This window comes from Arthrobacter sp. TmtSoilC48 (assembly GCF_059739425.1).
In genome coordinates, this window is sequence record NZ_AP046049.1 from 3,834,096 (window position 1) to 3,852,726 (window position 18,631).

The 18,631-nt window shown below is 63.4% G+C and carries 13 protein-coding genes and 1 tRNA gene; 4 read left to right on the forward strand and 10 right to left on the reverse strand.

Annotation, left to right across the window (positions count from 1 at the left end):
• Positions 1-37: 37 nt before the first annotated feature.
• The 3 genes from AC6I97_RS17670 to AC6I97_RS17680 all read right to left on the reverse strand — a co-directional run bounded on the left by AC6I97_RS17670 (position 38) and on the right by AC6I97_RS17680 (position 2,716).
• Positions 38-1,018 carry a ribose-phosphate diphosphokinase gene (locus AC6I97_RS17670; RefSeq protein ID WP_159697849.1) on the reverse strand — a complete coding sequence of 327 codons (981 nt, stop codon included), beginning with the start codon at positions 1,016-1,018 and terminating at the stop codon, positions 38-40.
• A gap of 2 nt (positions 1,019-1,020) precedes the next feature.
• Positions 1,021-2,520 carry a bifunctional UDP-N-acetylglucosamine diphosphorylase/glucosamine-1-phosphate N-acetyltransferase GlmU gene (glmU, locus tag AC6I97_RS17675; RefSeq protein ID WP_497945663.1) on the reverse strand — a complete coding sequence of 500 codons (1,500 nt, stop codon included), beginning with the start codon at positions 2,518-2,520 and terminating at the stop codon, positions 1,021-1,023.
• Between the two features lie 124 nt (positions 2,521-2,644).
• Positions 2,645-2,716 (reverse strand) — tRNA-Gln (locus AC6I97_RS17680).
• 263 nt (positions 2,717-2,979) lie between these two features.
• Between AC6I97_RS17680 and AC6I97_RS17685 the strand changes: the two genes are divergently transcribed.
• Complete coding sequence (locus AC6I97_RS17685) at positions 2,980-3,579, forward strand: TetR/AcrR family transcriptional regulator (protein ID WP_224167487.1); 600 nt, start codon at positions 2,980-2,982, stop codon at positions 3,577-3,579.
• A 683-nt stretch (positions 3,580-4,262) separates the two neighbouring features.
• Here AC6I97_RS17685 and AC6I97_RS17690 read toward each other — a convergent pair.
• From AC6I97_RS17690 to AC6I97_RS17710, 5 genes are all read right to left on the reverse strand, one after another.
• A complete protein-coding gene (locus tag AC6I97_RS17690) occupies positions 4,263-6,095 on the reverse strand; it encodes an ABC-F family ATP-binding cassette domain-containing protein (protein ID WP_497945668.1) in 1,833 nt (610 codons plus the stop codon).
• 36 nt (positions 6,096-6,131) lie between these two features.
• Complete coding sequence (locus AC6I97_RS17695) at positions 6,132-7,124, reverse strand: 4-(cytidine 5'-diphospho)-2-C-methyl-D-erythritol kinase (protein ID WP_497945669.1); 993 nt, start codon at positions 7,122-7,124, stop codon at positions 6,132-6,134.
• Positions 7,121-8,002, reverse strand: a complete 882-nt coding sequence (gene rsmA, locus AC6I97_RS17700) for a 16S rRNA (adenine(1518)-N(6)/adenine(1519)-N(6))-dimethyltransferase RsmA (protein ID WP_497945670.1) — start codon at positions 8,000-8,002, stop codon at positions 7,121-7,123. The genes AC6I97_RS17695 and rsmA overlap by 4 nt, the downstream gene beginning before the upstream one ends.
• Positions 8,003-8,028: 26 nt before the next feature.
• Positions 8,029-9,171: a resuscitation-promoting factor gene (locus tag AC6I97_RS17705; RefSeq protein WP_224091692.1), complete on the reverse strand. Its 1,143-nt coding sequence runs from the start codon at positions 9,169-9,171 to the stop codon at positions 8,029-8,031.
• Positions 9,172-9,465: 294 nt separating this feature from the next.
• The gene (locus AC6I97_RS17710; protein WP_497945671.1) at positions 9,466-10,362 is read right to left on the reverse strand and encodes a TatD family hydrolase; all 897 of its coding nucleotides are present in this window, start codon (positions 10,360-10,362) and stop codon (positions 9,466-9,468) included.
• Between the two features lie 158 nt (positions 10,363-10,520).
• Here AC6I97_RS17710 and AC6I97_RS17715 point away from each other — a divergent pair, with 158 nt between their 5' ends.
• From AC6I97_RS17715 to AC6I97_RS17725, 3 genes are read left to right on the forward strand one after another with little or no spacing between them, the layout of a single operon-like run.
• Positions 10,521-11,609 (forward strand): AAA family ATPase, encoded by a 1,089-nt coding sequence (locus tag AC6I97_RS17715; protein ID WP_497945674.1) that lies wholly within the window; start codon positions 10,521-10,523, stop codon positions 11,607-11,609.
• A gap of 12 nt (positions 11,610-11,621) precedes the next feature.
• Complete coding sequence (locus AC6I97_RS17720) at positions 11,622-13,172, forward strand: DUF58 domain-containing protein (protein WP_497945675.1); 1,551 nt, start codon at positions 11,622-11,624, stop codon at positions 13,170-13,172.
• Positions 13,169-15,673, forward strand: a complete 2,505-nt coding sequence (locus tag AC6I97_RS17725; RefSeq protein WP_497945677.1) for a transglutaminase TgpA family protein — start codon at positions 13,169-13,171, stop codon at positions 15,671-15,673. Before AC6I97_RS17720 ends, AC6I97_RS17725 begins: the two co-directional genes overlap by 4 nt.
• 172 nt (positions 15,674-15,845) lie before the next feature.
• Here the strand turns inward: AC6I97_RS17725 and AC6I97_RS17730 are convergent, their stop codons facing one another.
• Positions 15,846-17,327: an NAD-dependent succinate-semialdehyde dehydrogenase gene (locus AC6I97_RS17730; protein WP_223936356.1), complete on the reverse strand. Its 1,482-nt coding sequence runs from the start codon at positions 17,325-17,327 to the stop codon at positions 15,846-15,848.
• Positions 17,328-17,487: 160 nt separating this feature from the next.
• The gene (gene rsmI / locus AC6I97_RS17735; protein ID WP_497945681.1) at positions 17,488-18,435 is read right to left on the reverse strand and encodes a 16S rRNA (cytidine(1402)-2'-O)-methyltransferase; all 948 of its coding nucleotides are present in this window, start codon (positions 18,433-18,435) and stop codon (positions 17,488-17,490) included.
• Between the last annotated feature and the right edge of the window lie 196 nt (positions 18,436-18,631).

The window sequence follows — 18,631 nt, forward strand, 5'->3', positions numbered from 1 at the left end:
GAGGCGGCGGATGGCCCGTCATGCCAGTAGTCCGGCGTCAGGCTTTGCCGTCGAACAGGCTGGTGACCGAACCGTCGTCGAACACTTCACGAATGGCACGCGCGATCAACGGTGCGATGGACAGCACCGTGAGCTGCGGGAAACGCTTCTCTGCCGGGATGGGCAGGGTGTTGGTGACAACCACTTCGCGTGCGCCCGAATCAGCGAGGCGCTGCGCTGCCGGGTCGGAGAAAACGGCGTGCGTGCAAGCGATGATGACATCCTTGGCGCCAGCGTTCTTCAGGACCTGGACGGCACCGGAGATGGTTCCACCGGTGTCGATCATGTCGTCAATAAGCACGCAGGTGCGGCCTTCAACCTGGCCAACAACGGTCTTGGAGACAGCCTGGTTGGGCACGGTGAGATCGCGGCTCTTGTGAACGAACGCCAGCGGGGCACCGCCAAGGCGTTCCGCCCACTGCTCGGCGACACGGACGCGGCCGGTGTCCGGCGAAACAACGGTGATGTTGTCCGCCTCCACCTTGGTGCGGATGTAGTCGGCCAGCAGCGGGATCGCCATCAGGTGGTCAACCGGGCCATCGAAGAAGCCCTGGATCTGGGAGGTGTGCAGGTCCACGGACATGATGCGGTCCGCACCGGCGGTCTTGTACAGGTCCGCAACCAGGCGGGCGGAAATGGGCTCGCGGCCGCGGCCCTTCTTGTCCTGGCGGGAGTATGGGTAGAACGGTGAAACAACCGTGATCCTCTTGGCAGAGGCGCGCTTGAGGGAGTCGATCATGATCAACTGCTCCATGAGCCAGTTGTTCAGCGGGGCCGGGTGCGCCTGGATGACGAACGCGTCAGTGCCGCGGACACTCTCAGCGGAACGGACGTAGATTTCCCCATTGGCGAAGTCATAGGCGTCGATGGGCAGGAGCTCAGTCTCCAGCTCCTTCGCGATTTCCTGCGCCAGCTCCGGATGTGCCCTTCCGGCGGCGAGAATCAATTTCTTCTCGCCGTGTGCGGTAATTTCGCTCATGCCTATTTGCCCTCTTCTGTGGTTGCTGGAGATTGTGAGGATGTGGAGGCGGGGGTCAGCATGGACTCCTGCGCGGCCTGGGCCAGCTTCGCTGAGTTGGTACCGGGGCGGTTGGCCAGTACCCAGCCTTCGGCGTTTCGCTGCGCGGCCAGGCTAATGGCGAGGGCTCCAGGCGGGACATCCTTGCGGATGACGGCACCGGCGCCGCTGTAAGCGCCATCACCCACGGTCACCGGAGCTACAAAGACGGTGTTTGAACCAGTCCGCACGCCCGAGCCGATCACCGTGCGGTGCTTCTTCTCGCCGTCGTAATTGGCCGTGATGTTGCCGCAGCCGATGTTGGTGTCCTCGCCGATTTCAGCGTCACCTGCGTACCCGAGGTGGGACAGCTTTGAACCGCGGCCGATGGTCACGTTCTTGGTTTCGTAGAAGGCGCCGATCTTGCCGGTCTCTCCCAGTACCGTGCCAGGGCGGAGGTAGGTGAACGGACCAACGGTGGCCCCGGCTCCAATGATGGAACCCGAGCCATGCGTGCGGGTCACCTTGGCACCTTCGGCAACGTTGACGTCCGTCAGCGTCGTATCAGGACCCACGACGGCGTCCCTCGCCACAGTGGTGGAACCGTGCAGCTGCGTATTGGGAAGCAACCGGACGTCTTCATCGAGCCTGACCGTGAAGTCGATCCAGGTAGTGGACGGATCCACCACCGTCACGCCCGCCCGCATCCAGGACTCGACGATGCGGCGGTTAAGTTCGGCACCGAGCGCGGACAGCTGGATGCGGTCGTTGGCACCCTCAACCTGCCAGCGGTCCTGGGTGACGACGGCGGCAACCCGGCCACCGGCGTCGCGGGCCAGTCCGAGGACATCGGTGAGGTACATCTCGCCCTGCGCGTTGTCAGTGGTGACCTGCGTCAGCGCGTCGCGGAGCACAGCGGCGTCGAAAGCGTAAATGCCGGAGTTGACCTCAAGGATGGTGTGCTCTGCTTCGCTTGCATCCTTGTGCTCGCGAATGCCGGTGACCGTGCCGTCTTCGGCACGCAGGATGCGGCCGTAGCCCGAGGCGTCGTCCAATATTGCTGTGAGCACCGTTACGGCGTTGCCCTGGGCTTCATGGGTGGCCACGAGTTCGCCCAGCAATTCGCCGGTCAGCAGGGGCACATCTCCATAAGTGACAACCACAGTGCCGGTGAGCTCCGCTTCGGCGTCGAGGGCGTTCAGGGCGACCTGCACAGCGCGTCCCGTGCCCGGGATCTCGTCCTGGTCAACGATCACGGCTTCCGGATCCAGCGCGGAGACGTGTTCTGCCACGCGATCGCGCTCGTGCCGGACAACAAGGGCAAGTTTCAGGGGGTTGATGGAGCGGGCGGCGAGGAGTGCGTGGCCCACCATGGAGAGGCCGCCAATTTCGTGGAGAATCTTGGGAGTCCGCGACTTCATTCGCGTCCCGGCACCTGCAGCCAAGACGATGACTGCTGCGGGACCGGTGGTTTCGGGGCTCACGTACTGGCTCTCCTTGCTCGGTTTTGTCCCGGGTAACCCGGCTTCGGAATGCTGCCATTCCAACTGTGGACCCAGGCACCGTTCGAGCTGTTCCAGGTACAGAGTGGAGCGCATTTTCCGACCGTTCCGCCCATAGGATTCGAACCTATACTCCACGGCTCCAAAGGCCGGGGTGCTGCCATTACACCAGAGCGGACCGTGCATGCTTGTACCCCCAGGCGGCAGGGCCTGGCGGTATCCCGGATCACCGGGATGCACACACAAGAATCTAGTTTGCCATGACCTTTGCATGGTTCGCGACTTGACCCACTCTGACGGGTCTCCGGATGCCCTGTTACGGCCCGCCCCGATCAGCCGCGCGGCGGGTTAGGGCATGATGGACACGTGAGCAAGCGCACTGAACTTTCCCGGCCCGCAGCCGCCGTCGAGCCTCTGGGAGACCGCCCGATACGGTCAAGGATGACCGGACAACAGCGCCGCTCCCAGCTCATCGGCATTGGCCGGTCGCTCTTCGCAGCCAAAGGCCTGGACGGCACGACCATTGAAGAAATTGCCGCCAGCGCGGGCGTCTCCAAGCCGGTGATCTACGAGCATTTTGGGTCCAAGGAAGGCCTCTACCGGCAGGTTGTCGAGACCGAATTCCGGATACTCCTGGACTCCATCACCGAGGCATTGAGCACCGATGCCAAACCCCGCGTCCTGGTGGAGCGCGCTGCGCTGGCACTCCTTGGCTACATCGAGGAGCGCACAGACGGCTTCCGGATCCTCATGCGCGACGCACCACCGTCCCAGCCCGAGGGCGCCTTCTCAACCTTGCTCTCCCACGTCACAGCGCGTGTGGAACACCTGCTCTCCGACGAATTCGCCCGCCGTGGATTCAGCGCCGCAGATGGCGCCATGTACGCCCAGATGCTCGTCGGCATGGTCGCGATGACAGGCCAATGGTGGCTGGACAGTCGTGAGCCGGACAAACGCGCGGTAGCCGCCCACCTGGTGAACCTGGCCTGGAACGGACTGACCGGGCTGCAAAAGGAGCCCGGGCTCCGGTCCGACCCCTGATCCGCTCTCACATCCCCACGCCTTCCAGGCGATGCGCTCTCACATCCCAACGGCTTCCAGGCGATGCGCGCTCACATCCCAACGCCTTCCAGGCGATGCGCGCTCACATCCCTACCGCCTCTCGGGCGATGCGCGCTCACATCCGAACGATCCGGGTCCTTAAATCAGCCCCTGACCGAAACTTCTGCGGACACTAAAAAGAGGCTGCCGGATGCCCGCCACAACGTGCTTTCACATCCCGAGCGACCAAGCGGCCCGGGTTTCCTTCAACATCGAAGGAAAAAATCAACGCCAACCCCGGATCCACCGTTGTCCAGACACTCCCGCCCGGGCGAGGGCAAGCCCTGCGGAAGTGATAGAGCAACGGCTAAAACGCTTCTGGACCTGAGAGAACGTCCCGCAAAAGCCCGCTGGACGTGAGAGAACGTCCGGAAAAAGCCCGCTGGACGTGAGAGAACATCCCGCAGTTACCCGCTGGATGTGAGAGAGCGTTGCAGCAGCGGCGGGCGTCCGGAAGCGTGCGTCAAAGGCGAGGAACGAGCCAGCACGCGGAGGATGCGCGCCGCTGCGCCGCCAGCCGCCACTCGCCAGCCGCTGCGCCGCCAGCCGCCACTCGCCAGCCGCTGCGCCGCAAGCTGTCACTCGCCAGCCGCCACTCGCGAGGCAACACCGCTGGCCGCGCCCTATTCGCCGAGGATTTCGGCGGCCTCGAGCCACTCGAGCTCCAGGCCTTCTTTCTCCTCAAGGAGTTCCTGCAACTTGGCATTGAGTTCGCCCAATGCGTCAAAGTCCCCGGATTCGGACTTCGCGGCCATTTGGGTGTGGAGCTTTTCCTCCTGCTGGGCTATCTTGCCGAGCTGGCGGTCGATCCTGTTGAGGTCCTTGCGGGCTTCACGCTTTTCGGCTTCGCTGGCACCGGACGGAGCGGCACTTGACGACGTAGCGCCACCCGCAGAAGTCGGCGCACCTGATCCGCCGCCAACAGCGCCGGAAGCAAGTGCCGCTTCACGCAGTTCCAGGTATTGGTCCACGCCGCCGGGCAAGCCACGGAGTTTGCCGTCGCCAAGGAGTGCCATCTGGTTGTCCGTGACGCGCTCAAGCAGGTACCTGTCGTGGCTCACCACAACCAGCGTTCCGGGCCAACCGTCCAGGACATCTTCGACGGCGGCCAGGGTGTCGGTATCGAGGTCGTTGGTGGGCTCGTCGAGCATCAGTACATTGGGCTCCCCTACCAGCAGGCGCAGGAGTTGGAGCCGCCGGCGCTCACCACCGGAGAGGTCCCTGACGGGTGTCCACTGCTTTTCCTTGGTGAATCCGAGCTGCTCTACGAGCTGGCCGGCCGTGAATTCCTTACCGCCTACGCTGAAGGACCGCTTTTCCCGCTCAATGACTTCAATGACGCGAAGGTCCGAGACGTCGTCGAGCTCCTTCACGTCCTGGGTGAGGACAGCCGTCACCACCGTCTTGCCGCGCTTGACCTTGCCGGAGGTGGGCTGGATTTCGCCGTTGAGGAGTTTGAGCAGTGTGGACTTGCCGGCCCCGTTGACGCCCACCAAACCGAGCCGTTCGCCAGGTGCGAGCCGCAGGGTGATGTTGTCGAAGAGTTTCTGCCCGTCCGCTCCGTCAACAAAATCGAGGGTCACGTTCTCGAGGTCCAGCACGTCTTTGCCCAGTCGGGCGGTGGCCATCTTGCTGAGGGCCACGGAGTCACGGGGATCCGGCACGTCGGCAATGAGGTCGTTGGCTGCTTCGATCCGGAACTTCGGTTTTGCGGTTCTGGCGGGGGCACCGCGGCGAAGCCACGCGAGTTCCTTTTTGACGAGCTGCTGGCGTTTACCTTCGACGACGGCGGCCATCCGGTCCCGCTCCGCGCGAGCCAAAACGTAGGCAGCGTATCCGCCGTCGAACATGTCCACCATCGCATCATGGACTTCCCAGGTGTAGTTGCAGACTTCATCAAGGAACCAGCGATCGTGGGTGACCACAAGGAACGCGCCTTGGTTGGCGCGCCAGCGAGTCTTGAGGTGCTTGGCCAGCCAAGCCACGCCTTCGACGTCGAGGTGGTTGGTGGGTTCGTCCAGCATGATGACGTCGTGGTCTTCGATGAGGAGCTTGGCCAGCGCGACACGACGCTTTTGCCCACCGGAGAGTGCATGCACGTTGGCGTGCCAGTCGACGTCACCAACCAGGCCGCCCATGACTTCGCGGATCTTGGGGTTGGCGGCCCATTCGTGGTCCGCGCGGTCGCCGACGATCGCTGCGCCGACTGTCAGGTCGCCGTCGAGCACGTCGCCTTGGTCGAGGTAGCCGACGTTGACGTCCCCACGTTTGGTGACGCGGCCGGAGTCCGGCGTGGAGCGTAAGGCGAGCAAACGCATGAGGGTTGATTTTCCGTCACCGTTGCGGCCGACCATGCCGATGCGGTCGCCATCCTCCAAGCCGAGGGTAACGCCGTCGAGGACAGTGCGGGTCGCGAACGAAACGGTGAGGTTTTCGCCGCCGAGCAGGTGGGCCAATGGGTACTACTTTCTACTGCTGGAATGCGGGAGCTACTAAAGGAGGGTATCGGAGATGATCCGGGCGCCGGGCACGGGTCCGTGGACGGCCACTGCAGTGTGGCCTCGATGGGTCAGCTCTTCAGCGAGGACGCTGGCGGACACCGAGTCCCTGGCAAGCAGTGCGATGGTGGGCCCGGAGCCTGACACCATGCCTGCCAATGCGCCCCGGGCTTCGCCTAGCCCGATGGTGTCCCTCAGTCGTGGGGCAAGCGCAATGGATGCCCGCTGGAGATCATTGATCAGCACCCGGCTGAGGGCCTCGGGATCGCCGTGGCGCAGGGCCTGGAGGATGGTGGGGTCAACGTCAACGGGCTCCGGAATTTCGACGCCTTCGGAGTCTCGGAGTCCGTCCAGGGTGTGGAATACGTCAGGTGTGGAGAGCCCGTAGTCGGCAAATACCAGCACCCAGTCCATTTGTGCCTTTGCCAGTGCGGGCGACAATTTATCGCCAACACCGAGTCCGACGGCGGTCCCGCCCAGAAGCGAGAACGGAACGTCTGCGCCCAACTCGGCTGCCAGGTGTGCAAGTTCCTCGCGGGAAAGGCCGCTGTTCCACAGGGCATCGCACGCGAGCAAGGTAGCGGCGGCGTCGGCGGAGCCCCCACCCATACCTCCGGCGACCGGCACACGCTTGGTGATTTCAAGGTGGACGCCGGTTGGTTTCTCGGATAGCTCAGCCATGATGGCTGCCGCCTTGTAGGCCAGGTTGCGTTCGTCCAGGGGAATATCGACGCCGTCCAGGTCCAGCGTGCTGTTGGGGCTGATGCTGACGGTAATCCCTTCAGCCTCGGTGCTGGTGGCCGCCACTTCCTCATACAGGGAAACGGCCAGGTAGACGCTTGCCACGGAGTGGTAGCCGTCGGGGCGCAGCGGACCAACACTTAGCGAGACGTTGATCTTCCCCGGCGCTTTGACCCGGACCGTCCTGGCATGGAAGCGATCGCCTACGTATGGCAGGCTGCTGGGTTTGCGGGTGTTCGGACTCATGCGTCCGCTGAGTGGCGGGCTTCGGCGATCCGGACGTAGGCAGAGATGTCCAGGACCTCGCCCCGGGCTGTGGGATCAACGCCTGCGGCGACCAGGCACCGTTCGGCCTCTGCCGCGCTGCCTGCCCATCCGGCCAACGCCGCGCGTAGGGTCTTTCTACGCTGGGCAAAAGCGGCGTCAATGACAGCAAACACCTGTTCCCGGGTGGCGTGCGTGGCGGGTGGGTCATGGCGCGTAAAGGCAACGAGTCCGGAATGGATTTTCGGAGCAGGCCAGAACACGTTCATGCCGATCACGCCGGCTTTGCGCATGTGCCCGTACCAGGCAGCTTTGACCGAGGGCACACCGTAGATCTTGCTGCCTGGAGTTGCTGCCAGGCGGTCCGCGACCTCGTCCTGCACCATGACCAGTCCGTGCTGCAGGCTCGGGAAGTGTTGCAGCAGGTGAAGCACCACGGGGACGGCCACGTTATACGGGAGGTTGGCCACCAGTGCTGTCGGTTGCACGGGCAGTTCCGTGACCCTCATGGCGTCCGAAAGGACGAGGTGGAAGTTGTCTTCAGCCTCGGGTCGCCACGCACGAACGGTCTCGGGGAGCTTCCTGGCGAGCACGGGATCAATCTCAACGGCCACAACAGTCTTGGCCGCATCCAGCAGCCCAAGCGTCAGGGAGCCAAGGCCCGGGCCCACCTCAAGCACGGTTTCGCCGGCGTCGACGTTGGCGGCTGAGACAATCCTGCGGATCGTATTACCGTCAATGACAAAGTTCTGGCCCAACGTCTTGGTGGGGCGGACACCGATTTCCTCGGCTAACCGTCGGATGTCGGTGGCGCCCATCAAAGGCACGACGGCGGCGGGTTCGGAATTCGGTTCAGTCACCTAGGTATCGTATCGCCTGTGCGGGGTCACGCTGCGTGCGCGCAGCCCCAGTCGCTGAGGCCGTTCCTGGCGTAGAGGCGGTTGGCGATATCGATCTGCTGTGCTTTGGTGGCAAGGTTTGCAGTGGGGGCGTAGGCGCCGCCGCCATTGGCCAACCAGGTGGGGCTGGAGAACTGCAGCCCGCCGTAGTAGCCGTTGCCGGTGTTGATGGACCAGTTTCCGCCGGACTCGCACTGGGCGATCCTGTCCCACATAGCTTCGTTCGGGGCGCCGGTGGGACCACTGGAAGTGGCAGCCTTGGCAGCGACGGGGCGGGCCTTCGTTCCGACCATGATCTTTTCGGTGACGGGCTGGGTGGTTACATTGCTGGATACAAGGGTGCGGGAAGCTTCACGGCCATCCACCAATACCAGCTTGAAGGTCTTCACGACGGAACCTGCGACGCCCTTTTGGGTCACTTTCTCGTCGCCTTTGTAGAGCTCGGCACTATCGGTGCTGACGCTATCGAACGGTACTTCCTCAGTAGCTTCAGCGGTCTTGCTGGTGTCCACGCGGGAGACCTTGATCACCATGTCCTGGATGACCGGCGCATTTCCGGGCTGGGAGACGCGATCGCTGGCGCCCAGGGTGACTCCGGCGTCCTTCAGGACGCTGGCGACGTCGGGCGCCGTCGTGGTGGTGCTGGTGTCCTTGCCGTCAGCTACCAGGCTGATCGTCTTGGGTGTGGAGATGGAAACGAAGGAGCCTGTGACAGCCAGCGAGGCGTCCTTCGGCTGGGAGATTTCGGAGGAGCTCGCGACTCCCAGTTCACTCACCAGGCCGGCGACGTCCGGTGCGTTGGTGTTGACGGTCTTGCGGGCGCCGTCCAATTCGATGGAGACGGCTTTAGCGAGATTGATGTTGACCACCGAGCCGTTTTCCACTTGGGTATCAAGATCCGGTGAAACGCGGTCTGCGTCCTTCAGCTCGACCTTGGCTGCTTTGACCACTTGGTCAACGGTGCCGCCGAAGGTCTGGATGGAGCTTACCTTGCCGTCTACGTTCAGGGTGATTGTCTTGTTGTTGCCGACGAAGGCGACTACACCGACCACCAGCGCTGCAACAACCAGCAACTGGGCACCGACTTTGAGAAAGCTGAACTTGCCATCCGTTGTGAAGAACTTGATCACGATTGCCCATAACTCTCAGACCATCCGGGCACGGGGAAAAGCGCAAAAAATAATGCCAGCCGCAAAACTGAGGGGCCAGGCAAAAAAGCCTGGTCCCACCCTCTGCTGCCGGCATCTGCGCCGCCAAATACATTCAACTAAAGAGCCCGGACGAATCCGGACCAGTTTTCCGAAGGCCTTCCCCGACCCCGGCTACTTGTTGTACACAGTAACCGATCTGTTATAAACGGACCAAGAATTCTACATACCGGGTATTCATCGCCGACGGTGCCAGAGAGGTTTGAACACCCACGATCAGCCCCACGATCCGTAGGCATTTACGGTATTTTCAGCCAGCCTGGCGCAAAGTTCCGAAAGGTCATCTTCTGTCACTTCAGCCATCGAGCGAACAGTGTACGGCACCATGTAGCTCGCATTTGGCCGCCCACGGTACGGGTGTGGCGTGAGGAATGGCGAATCTGTTTCCACCAGGATCCGGCTGGGCTCCGCAATAGACAACGCTGCCCTCAGGTTGCCGGCATTCTTGAACGTCATGGTGCCCGCAAAGGACATGTACCAGCCGTTCTCATTGCAAATGCGTGCCAGCTCCTCATCACCGGAGAAGCAGTGGAAAACCACGCGCTCCGGGGCCCCTTCCTCCTTCAATACCTGCACTACGTCAGCGTGGGCGTCGCGGTCGTGGATCTGCAGAGTGAGGCCCAGCCGCTTGGCGATGTCGATGTGCCTTCGGAAGGAGTACCGCTGATGTGCCAGGCCTTCACCGTGGGTTCGGAAGAAGTCCAACCCTGTTTCGCCGATGGCACGGATCCGCGGGTGGGCGGCCAGTTCCTCGATCTCTGCCAGCGCCGATTCCAGCTCCCCCCGCCCCGCGTAGATGGGTGCGTCGTTGGGGTGGATGGCAACCGCTCCCAGCAAGCGGGCATCGGCCTGGACAGCTTGTACCGTGAAGCGCGACGATTCCAGGTCGCAGCCAACCTGGATCGCCCCTTGGACACCAACAGCTTCGGCGGCATCCATGGCGTCCGCAACGCCGACTTCGAGCAAACCGTGCCGAAAGTCCAAGTGGGTGTGGTTGTCCATCACCGGGACGGGAAGCGGTTCCGGGGCCGGAGGGTACTCTTTGCGGGAATCCGAGGCTCCTGTTGCACCGGAGGACGCGCGGTAGGGAGCGGGGGCGAGGGAATTGCACATGTTCCCACCTTAATCGGACCGCGGTCCCCCGTGCTGCGGGACAAATTCCAGTTGGCACATAAATTCGCGGAGCACTATGTCAGGGACGGCCAAAGTCTGGGTAGTCTGGAACGGACAGACGGCCGACACCGGCGTTGGCCACGGCTGAAGGGCAATCCATGGAGTCCAAGCGACAAGTCACCGTTGAGCCTTCCCCACTCCAGGGCGAGGCGTACAGCGCGCTGCCCCGGGATGCCGCCTTGCTCAATGGACACAAGCCGCAGGTCATGGATGCTGAACGTTTCCACGATGCCAGCGAGCGCATCCTGGCATCCATCGGCAAGGTCATCGACGGCAAGGCGGACGCTGCGAAGCTGGCCCTGACAGTTCTCCTGGCCCAAGGCCACCTCCTGCTGGAGGATGTGCCCGGCGTTGGCAAGACCCTGCTGGCGAAGACACTGGCCCGCACCGTGGACTGCACGGTGTCCCGTATCCAGTTCACTCCGGATCTGTTGCCATCGGACGTGACGGGCGTGTCCATCTACAACCAGTCTTCGCGGCAGTTCGAGTTCCGGCCCGGTGCGGTGTTCGCGAACATCGTGATCGGCGACGAAATCAACCGTGCCTCAGCCAAGACCCAGTCCGCGCTCCTGGAGTGCATGGAAGAACACCAGGTGACGGTGGACGGGCATTCGTACCAGCTGGGATTGCCGTTCATGGTGGTGGCAACGCAGAATCCCATCGAAATGGAGGGCACTTATCCGCTGCCCGAAGCCCAGCGCGACCGCTTCATGGCCAGGATTTCCATGGGTTATCCGGATCGGGATGCCGAGATCGAGATGTTGGAAACGCATCAGGCGGCCTCTCCCCTGATCAAGGTAACCCCAGTGGTCACGGCAGCCGATGTGGCAGCCATGATTGCAGCCGTCCAGCAGGTCTACGTGTCCACGGCCATCAAGGAATACACCGTTGCCATTGGCCGTGCCACGCGTGAAAGTGCCCGCCTTCGACTCGGTGCCAGCCCGCGGTCCTTGCTGCAGTTGCTGCGCGCCGCGAAGGCTACGGCAGCTTTGGACGGACGCGATTTTGTCCTTCCCGACGACGTCGTGGACGTGGCCGAATCAGTACTCGCGCACCGCATCATCCTGGACCGCAAGGCTGCGAGTTCCGGCGACACGCCCCAAACAGTCCTGCGGGGCATCCTCGCTTCCCTCCCGGTTGCCCAGGAACCGCCTGGCGCGTGGCGCAGGGACAAGCAAAGCGCATAGGAGACAGCGGGCATGGCACTCGTGGATAGGCTCCCCAAGCATTTGTTCACCAGCCGCGGATGGGGATTGCTCGCCGCCGGGGTGGCCTCGCTGGTCTGCGCTTACATTATGGGCAGACGTGATCTCCTGACTCTGGCCGTCTTTTTGTTGATCCTTCCTTTGGTTGCACTGGCTGGTGTCCGGGTCTGGAAACCCAAGTTCCAGGTGTACCGGGAATTCAATCCCTCCACCGTGGAAACGTCCACCGCCACCACCGTTCGCCTGGCGGTCGCCCGATCCACGTTTTCCACCGGCCACGTGATCATGGAGGAGCAACTGCCTCCACGGTTCGGTGATCCGCCGGCTTTCCGCTTTCCGGCCCGGTCTGCAGCAGGTGGCACCAGCCGCTACGAATATCATCTGCGATCCGGCAAGCGGGGACAGTTCCGCATAGGTCCTGTTACTGCCGAGTTCAGCGACCCGTTCGGCTTGTCGTTGCGGCGTCATGCCATCGACGACGGCGACCTCCTCACCGTGACGCCGGCCGCCGTCGAACTTCCCGTAACAGGACTCGCCGGCGCGCGTGGGAACGATGGCGTAACGGCCACCCGGATCAGGGCGAACCCCAGCGACGACGACATCATGACGCGCGAATACCGGCATGGCGATCCGATGCGCCGCGTTCACTGGCCCGCCACTGCACGGCACGGACAGCTTATGGTCCGCCAGGAGGAATCGGTCACCACTCCGGAAGCCACCATCATCCTTGACCAACGATTCGCGGCGTTCGCCTCCGGCAGCGCCTCGGTTTTCAGCTCGCACGACGACGACTCGGACCTGGTGACCAGCCCGAATTTTGAGTGGGTTGTGACAGCGGCAATGTCCATCAGCGCGCACTTGGCCGAACGGAACTACTCGCTGCGCGTCCTGGACGCCTTCGGTAGCCCGGCCTTCATTCGCTCGCCGTCGGCACCGGATCCGGGCGTGGAAGAGTTCAGTGGCGTTGCCGGCCTTCATGCCATTGCCGAAGGTTTGGCCGCGATTGAGTTGAGCGGGCCAAAACACCACTGGGTTGACCACCACAGGACTGAACATCACAGGGCCGGAGAAAATAGTCCGGGGCATGCCCGGCGCTCCCCCGAACCTACCGGTTCCGTGCCTAACCGCAGTGGGGTCTTGGAGGTGCCGGGCCAGGAGAGCGTTGATTCGGTCTTCGACGACCGCCTCATGGACAAGCTCGCTGCGCATCGTTTGCGCGGGCCGCTTCTTGCCTTGCTTGGCAATCTGACCCTTGCCGAGGCCAAAGCCCTTGCTCCGGCGGCCGGCTATGGTGCCAACGCCTTCGCGATAGTAGTCACGGACCCTCAAAGCAGCAACGAGTCCCGCAACCATGACTCCCGGAACCCGGACTTTCGAAACAAGGATGATGTCCTGGAAACCTTGAGGCAGGGCGGCTGGAAGGCTGTTTCCGTCACCTCGAAGACACCACTGACAGCGGCCTGGTCCGGCTTCGACGAAGGCGGCCTGCTGGTTGCTGCGAGCGCGGCAATGGACGTACGGCGCGGAGCGGCGGTGCCGCGATGACCGCAACGTCCCATCGTGGGTCCCCTGCAACATTCCAGCGGGGCGTTCCCCAGCAGGGTGCCAGCGGAGACGGGCCCGCCCCCGCTTCACCTCAACAACGGCCGCAGGCTCCCGGCCCCTACCCGTGGATCATGGCTGGTTCCGTTGCCGTGGCCGTTCTTGGTGCGGCCATATCCCTGAATGGAGTGTTCAGGGGCTGGGCCTGGTTCATGCCGCTGATCACCACTGTTGTAGTGGTGGCCCTGACCCTGGCCATCCTCCGGACCCTCCGGATCCAGCCCTTGGTTACCACGCTGGGTGCCTTGGCAGCATTGGCCGGCATACTCAGTTTTACGTTCTGCCGGCAGGACAGCTTCCTGGGCTTCATCCCCACTACCGGGACCTTTGCCGCGGTAGGCCGGCTCATCAAGCGGGCCGCCGAGACGGTTGTGTCCGAGAGCGCTCCGGTGGCCCCTAACGCGGGGATTGTCTTCGTCACCTGTGCGTGCCTGGGACTTCTGGTGATCCTGATCGATGCTTTGGCCGTCCCGCTATCGATGCCGGCGGCCAGTGGAATCGGACTCCTTGCGGTCATGGTGGTTCCTGCAACCATCAAGCCGCAAAGCGTAGGTGTCGCTGGATTCGTTGGGGCCACGGTGGGATATCTGCTCATTCTTGGTTGCAGCCATTGGTTCGCCCCTGACGCCAGGCTGCAGTCCGGAGCACCACGAAGTTCCGGCCAGATCAGGCGCTCCCTGGTGACGGGGGCGCTGGCACTGGGTTTGGCATTGGTTGTTCCGCTGGCCATTCCAGGGTTTGAAACAGGCACCTTTCCGCAAGGCTCGCGGTTGAGCCCCTGGGGTACCTCGAACGGCCTCAATCCGATGATCACGCTGGGTAACAGCCTTCGCAGTCCCACGGGGGCAGGACGCATCACGTACTCCACCAGTTCCAGCGCAGCCACTTACCTGAGGTCCGTCACCATTGACCACTTCGACGGCGAAACCTGGGCACCGGATGACCGCTCCGCCACACGGCGGGCCGGGGTGGACCGGATAGAGCCGGGTTACTCCATCCAGGGAGAAGTCGTGAATGCGGTGACGTCCATCAACGCGGGCTTGTTCACCAGCCCGTACTTACCGGCGCCGTTCGCCCCCGTGTCCGTTAACGGGCTGAACGGCCGTTGGACCTGGGATCCGGCCACCCTCAGCATCATGAGTACGGAGACGAGCACGCTGGCCCAACGCTATGTGGTCTTCTCGGCGGCACCCAAGATCAGTGCGCAGGCCCTGTCGCAGGCAACAGGTAAGCCAAAGTCCATTTCGGAGGACTTCCTCCGCGTTCCAGGGAACCTGCCAAGCATTGTTCGCCAGACGGCGGAGCAGGTCACGTCGTCGGCAGGCAACAACTACGCCAAGGCGCTGGCGATCCAGAAATACCTGCGCTCCAGTGAATTCACGTATTCCCTTCAAGCGCCGGTGCAAAACGGGTATGACGGCAACGGGTTGTCGGTCCTGGCGGACTTCCTGGCGGTCAAGAGCGGCTATTGCGTCCACTTCTCCTCCGCCATGGCGGTGATGGCCCGCGTGGAGGGCATCCCCAGCCGCATTGCGGTGGGATACGCACCCGGGCGGCTGACGGGCGAGACCGTGGCTTTGGTTGGCCAGGGATCGTTCCCTGAGTATGAAGTAGATGCCCGTGACGCGCACGCGTGGCCCGAGCTCTACTTCGAAGGACTGGGATGGGTGCCCTTTGAGCCGACTCCATCCCGTGGCGTTGTTCCGGAATATGCCACCGAGTCCTCAGTCCCGGGCAGCCTGAGCACCAATGCTGACGAGAAGGACGTTCCAGGCACCGCCGTGACGCCTCCTCCCACCACCGTTCCGCTGCCGGGAGGCGATGCGCAAACTGCCGGCTCTGCGCCACGTGACCCGCTGCCAACGGTTATTGCCACGATTGCGGCCGTGCTGTTGCTCGCTGCTTTCCTTGGCTCGCCGAGGCTGAGCAGGGTAGTCGTGCGACGCCGCCGGCTCAATCCAAAGGAACCAGCGGATCGTGGATCGCCTGACGCTTACCACGACTCTGCAGCCCTCGCATGGGCAGAGTTGCAGGACCTCGCCAGTGACTATGGTGTACCGTCCACGCCCAGTGAAACACCAAGGCACTTTTCGTCCCGGCTCCGTTCAAGTTCCATTCTGGGTGAGGCCGGGGGTCTCGACGACGCCGCACATGCCGCCGTCGCTTCACTCACCACGGACTTCGAACGGCAACGTTATGGTCGCCCGATGGAGGCAGCCGCTCCGGCTGCTGCCAGGATCGCTGTTGTTCGTGACTCGTTACGGAACAATGCCAACTGGCTGGTTCGCTTCCGTGCGAACTGGCTGCCGCCGTCGCTCATGCGCCGCTGGTTCCACGCACTCGGTGCCCCCTCCCGCGCTGTGGGGTCCCTGTTCCGGCGGACGGGGCAAGGGATTGCCGGATCATGGCGCGCGCTCAGGGGACTTCTCCCGCAACGCCGCTAAGACCGCGATCCCACGTGGGAACAGCAAAGGGCCCGACTCCGGAACTTATGGCTCCGGGGTCGGGTCCTCTGCTTGTCTCTACCGTTCTTGTTGCGAGAGCGGTGGACGGAACCCCTGGACTGGTCGGGGTACCGACCTGGTCAGGGTACGGGACTCAGTCGGGGTACAGGACCTAGTCGGCGTACGGGTCGGCGATACCTACGTACTGGGTGTAGAGGTACTCTTCGATGCCTTCGGAGCCGCCTTCGCGGCCCAGGCCGGACTGCTTGACGCCACCGAACGGTGCAGCGGCGTTGGAGATGACACCGGCGTTGAGGCCGAGCATGCCGGTCTCAAGCTTCTCGCTGACCCGCAGGCCCCGGTTGAGGTCCTTCGTGAAGACGTAGGCAACCAGGCCGTATTCGGTGTTGTTGGCCAGGCGGATGGCGTCGTCTTCGGTGGAGAACGTGACGATCGGGGCCACGGGTCCGAAGATTTCTTCCTGGAGAATGCGGGAGTCGGCGGCGACGTTCTTCAGCACAGTGGGCTGGTAGAAGTAGCCGGGACCGTCGACGGCGGCACCACCGGTGACTGCTGTGGCACCTCCTGCTACGGCTTCGGTGACGAGGGCGTGCACGCCGTCGCGGGCCTTGCCGTCGATCAGCGGACCAACCTTGGACTCCGGCTCGGTACCACGGGCTGTGGTGAGCGAACCGATCTTGGCGGCGAACTTCTCGGCGAAGGAGTCGGCGATGGACTCGTGCACGATGAAGCGGTTTGCTGCGGTGCAGGCCTCGCCCATGTTCCGCATCTTGGCGGCGATGGCGCCTTCAACGGCCTTGTCCAGGTCAGCATCCTCGAAGACGACGAACGGTGCGTTGCCGCCAAGTTCCATGGACGTGCGCAGGACCTTGTCCGCGGCTTCACGGATCAGGGCCTGGCCAACCGGGGTGGAGCCGGTGAAGGAGATCTTGCGGAGGCGGTCATCCTTGATCAGCGGTCCGGTGACAGCACCGGCCGTGGAGGTCTGGATGACGTTCAGGACACCTGCGGGAAGGCCGGCTTCCTGCATCACCTGCGCGAAGAGCAGGCTTGTCAGCGGGGTGAGGTTGGCGGGCTTGAGCACCATGGTGCAGCCAGCGGCGACGGCCGGGGCTACCTTGCGGGTGGCCATGGCCAGCGGGAAGTTCCACGGGGTGATGAGCAGGCAGGGTCCAACCGGCTTCTTCTGAACGAGCAGGCGGTTCTTGCCGTCCGGTGCTGCGGAATAGCGGCCCGAAACACGGACAGCTTCCTCGGAGAACCAGCGCAGGAATTCGGCGCCATAGGTGACCTCGCCGCGGGCTTCGGCCAGGGGCTTGCCCATTTCGAGGGTCATCAGCAGCGCGAAGTCTTCGGCGCGCTCGGTGACGAGTTCGAAGGCACGGCGCAGGATCTCACCGCGTTCGCGCGGTGCCGTGCGTGCCCAGTCAGCCTGGGCGGCAGCAGCGGCGTCCAAGGCCGCGGCACCGTCTTCAGCACCGGCGTCGGAGATGCTGAGCAAGACCTTGCCCGTAGCCGGGTCCTCAACATCAAAAGTCTTTCCGGATCCCGCCGGACGCCACTGACCGTTGATCAGCAGGCCGGTGGGGACGGAAGCCAGCAGTTCGCTTTCGCGTTCAACCGTAACAGTCATGGCGACTCCTTCGTCTTGGGTGCATTGGAGGGTTGCACCACTAGGGTTCCTTGCCAGAATTGGCTTGAATTACTGCCACGGTACTGCCATGCAAGAAGCAGTGTCTACGCCTTCACGCACTGCCATGCGCCCGCCAAATTGTGCACCTGCACAGGGATGATCAGCGTGCTGCAAGCACCGCCGAATACAGCTCCCGCTTGCTGACACGGGCGTCATCGGCCACGGCGGCGACGGCTTCCTTCAACCGGATTCCCTGGGAGATGAGCTCGTTCACGGCAGCTACATGGTCTTCCGGCTTGCCGGGAGCCTGCTCGGGAGCGCCACCCACAACCACGGCAATTTCGCCGCGGACTTCATTGTTTTCTGCCCACTCCAGGAGTTCGCGCAGCGTTCCGCGGATGACTTCCTCGTAGGTCTTGGTCAATTCCCGGCAAACAGCCACCCGGCGTTCCGGTCCGAAGCGCTCGTGCAGCGCCCGAAGCATCACTTCAAGCCGGTGCGGAGCCTCAAAGAACACCATGGTGCGGCGCTCGTCAGCCAAGTCCGCCAGGCGGGAATTCCGCTCCCCCGACTTCCGTGGCAGGAAGCCTTCGAAGCAAAACCGGTCTGTGGGCAGTCCGGAAAGCGCAAGGGCCGTCAGCACGGCGGAAGGTCCCGGCACGGCAGTGACGGTCAGGCCCGCGGCAACGGCTCCCTCCACTAAACGGAAGCCAGGGTCTGAAACCGCCGGCATTCCGGCGTCGCTGACCATCAGGATGGTTTTGCCGGCCCGCACATACTCCAGCAGTTCACCGGTCTTGGCTACCTCGTTGTGTTCGTGATAACTGATGACGCGCCCGGACACCTCCACGCCCAACGCCTGGACCAGCCGATGCAGGCGACGGGTGTCCTCGGCTGCGACGATGTCCGATGTCGCCAGGAGTTCGATCAAGCGGGAGGACGCATCGCCCACGTTGCCGATGGGAGTGGCAGCAAGCACAATCCTGCCGCTTGCCGTGGTTGCGCCCGTGTCGGCAGCGGCTTCGGGTTCCTGGGCCGCGTCCGGTTCATCAACCGCCGATGCATCATCAAAGGGGGCTTCGTCCGGGGTGCTGTGTTGTTCGTCCACCTGCCAAGCCTAATGCCGCGCGCACTTCAACGCCGCAGCAAGAGCGCACTTCAACGCCGCAGCAAGGATGGAACGGTAGCATGGGCGGGTGAGCCAGTCCCCCGTTCCCACCACCGATTCCGGAACCCCCGCAGTGTCGGCATTACCTTCCGGAGCCACGGACGTGGCGGCAAGCAACGGCTCCGGAGAGCCGGCC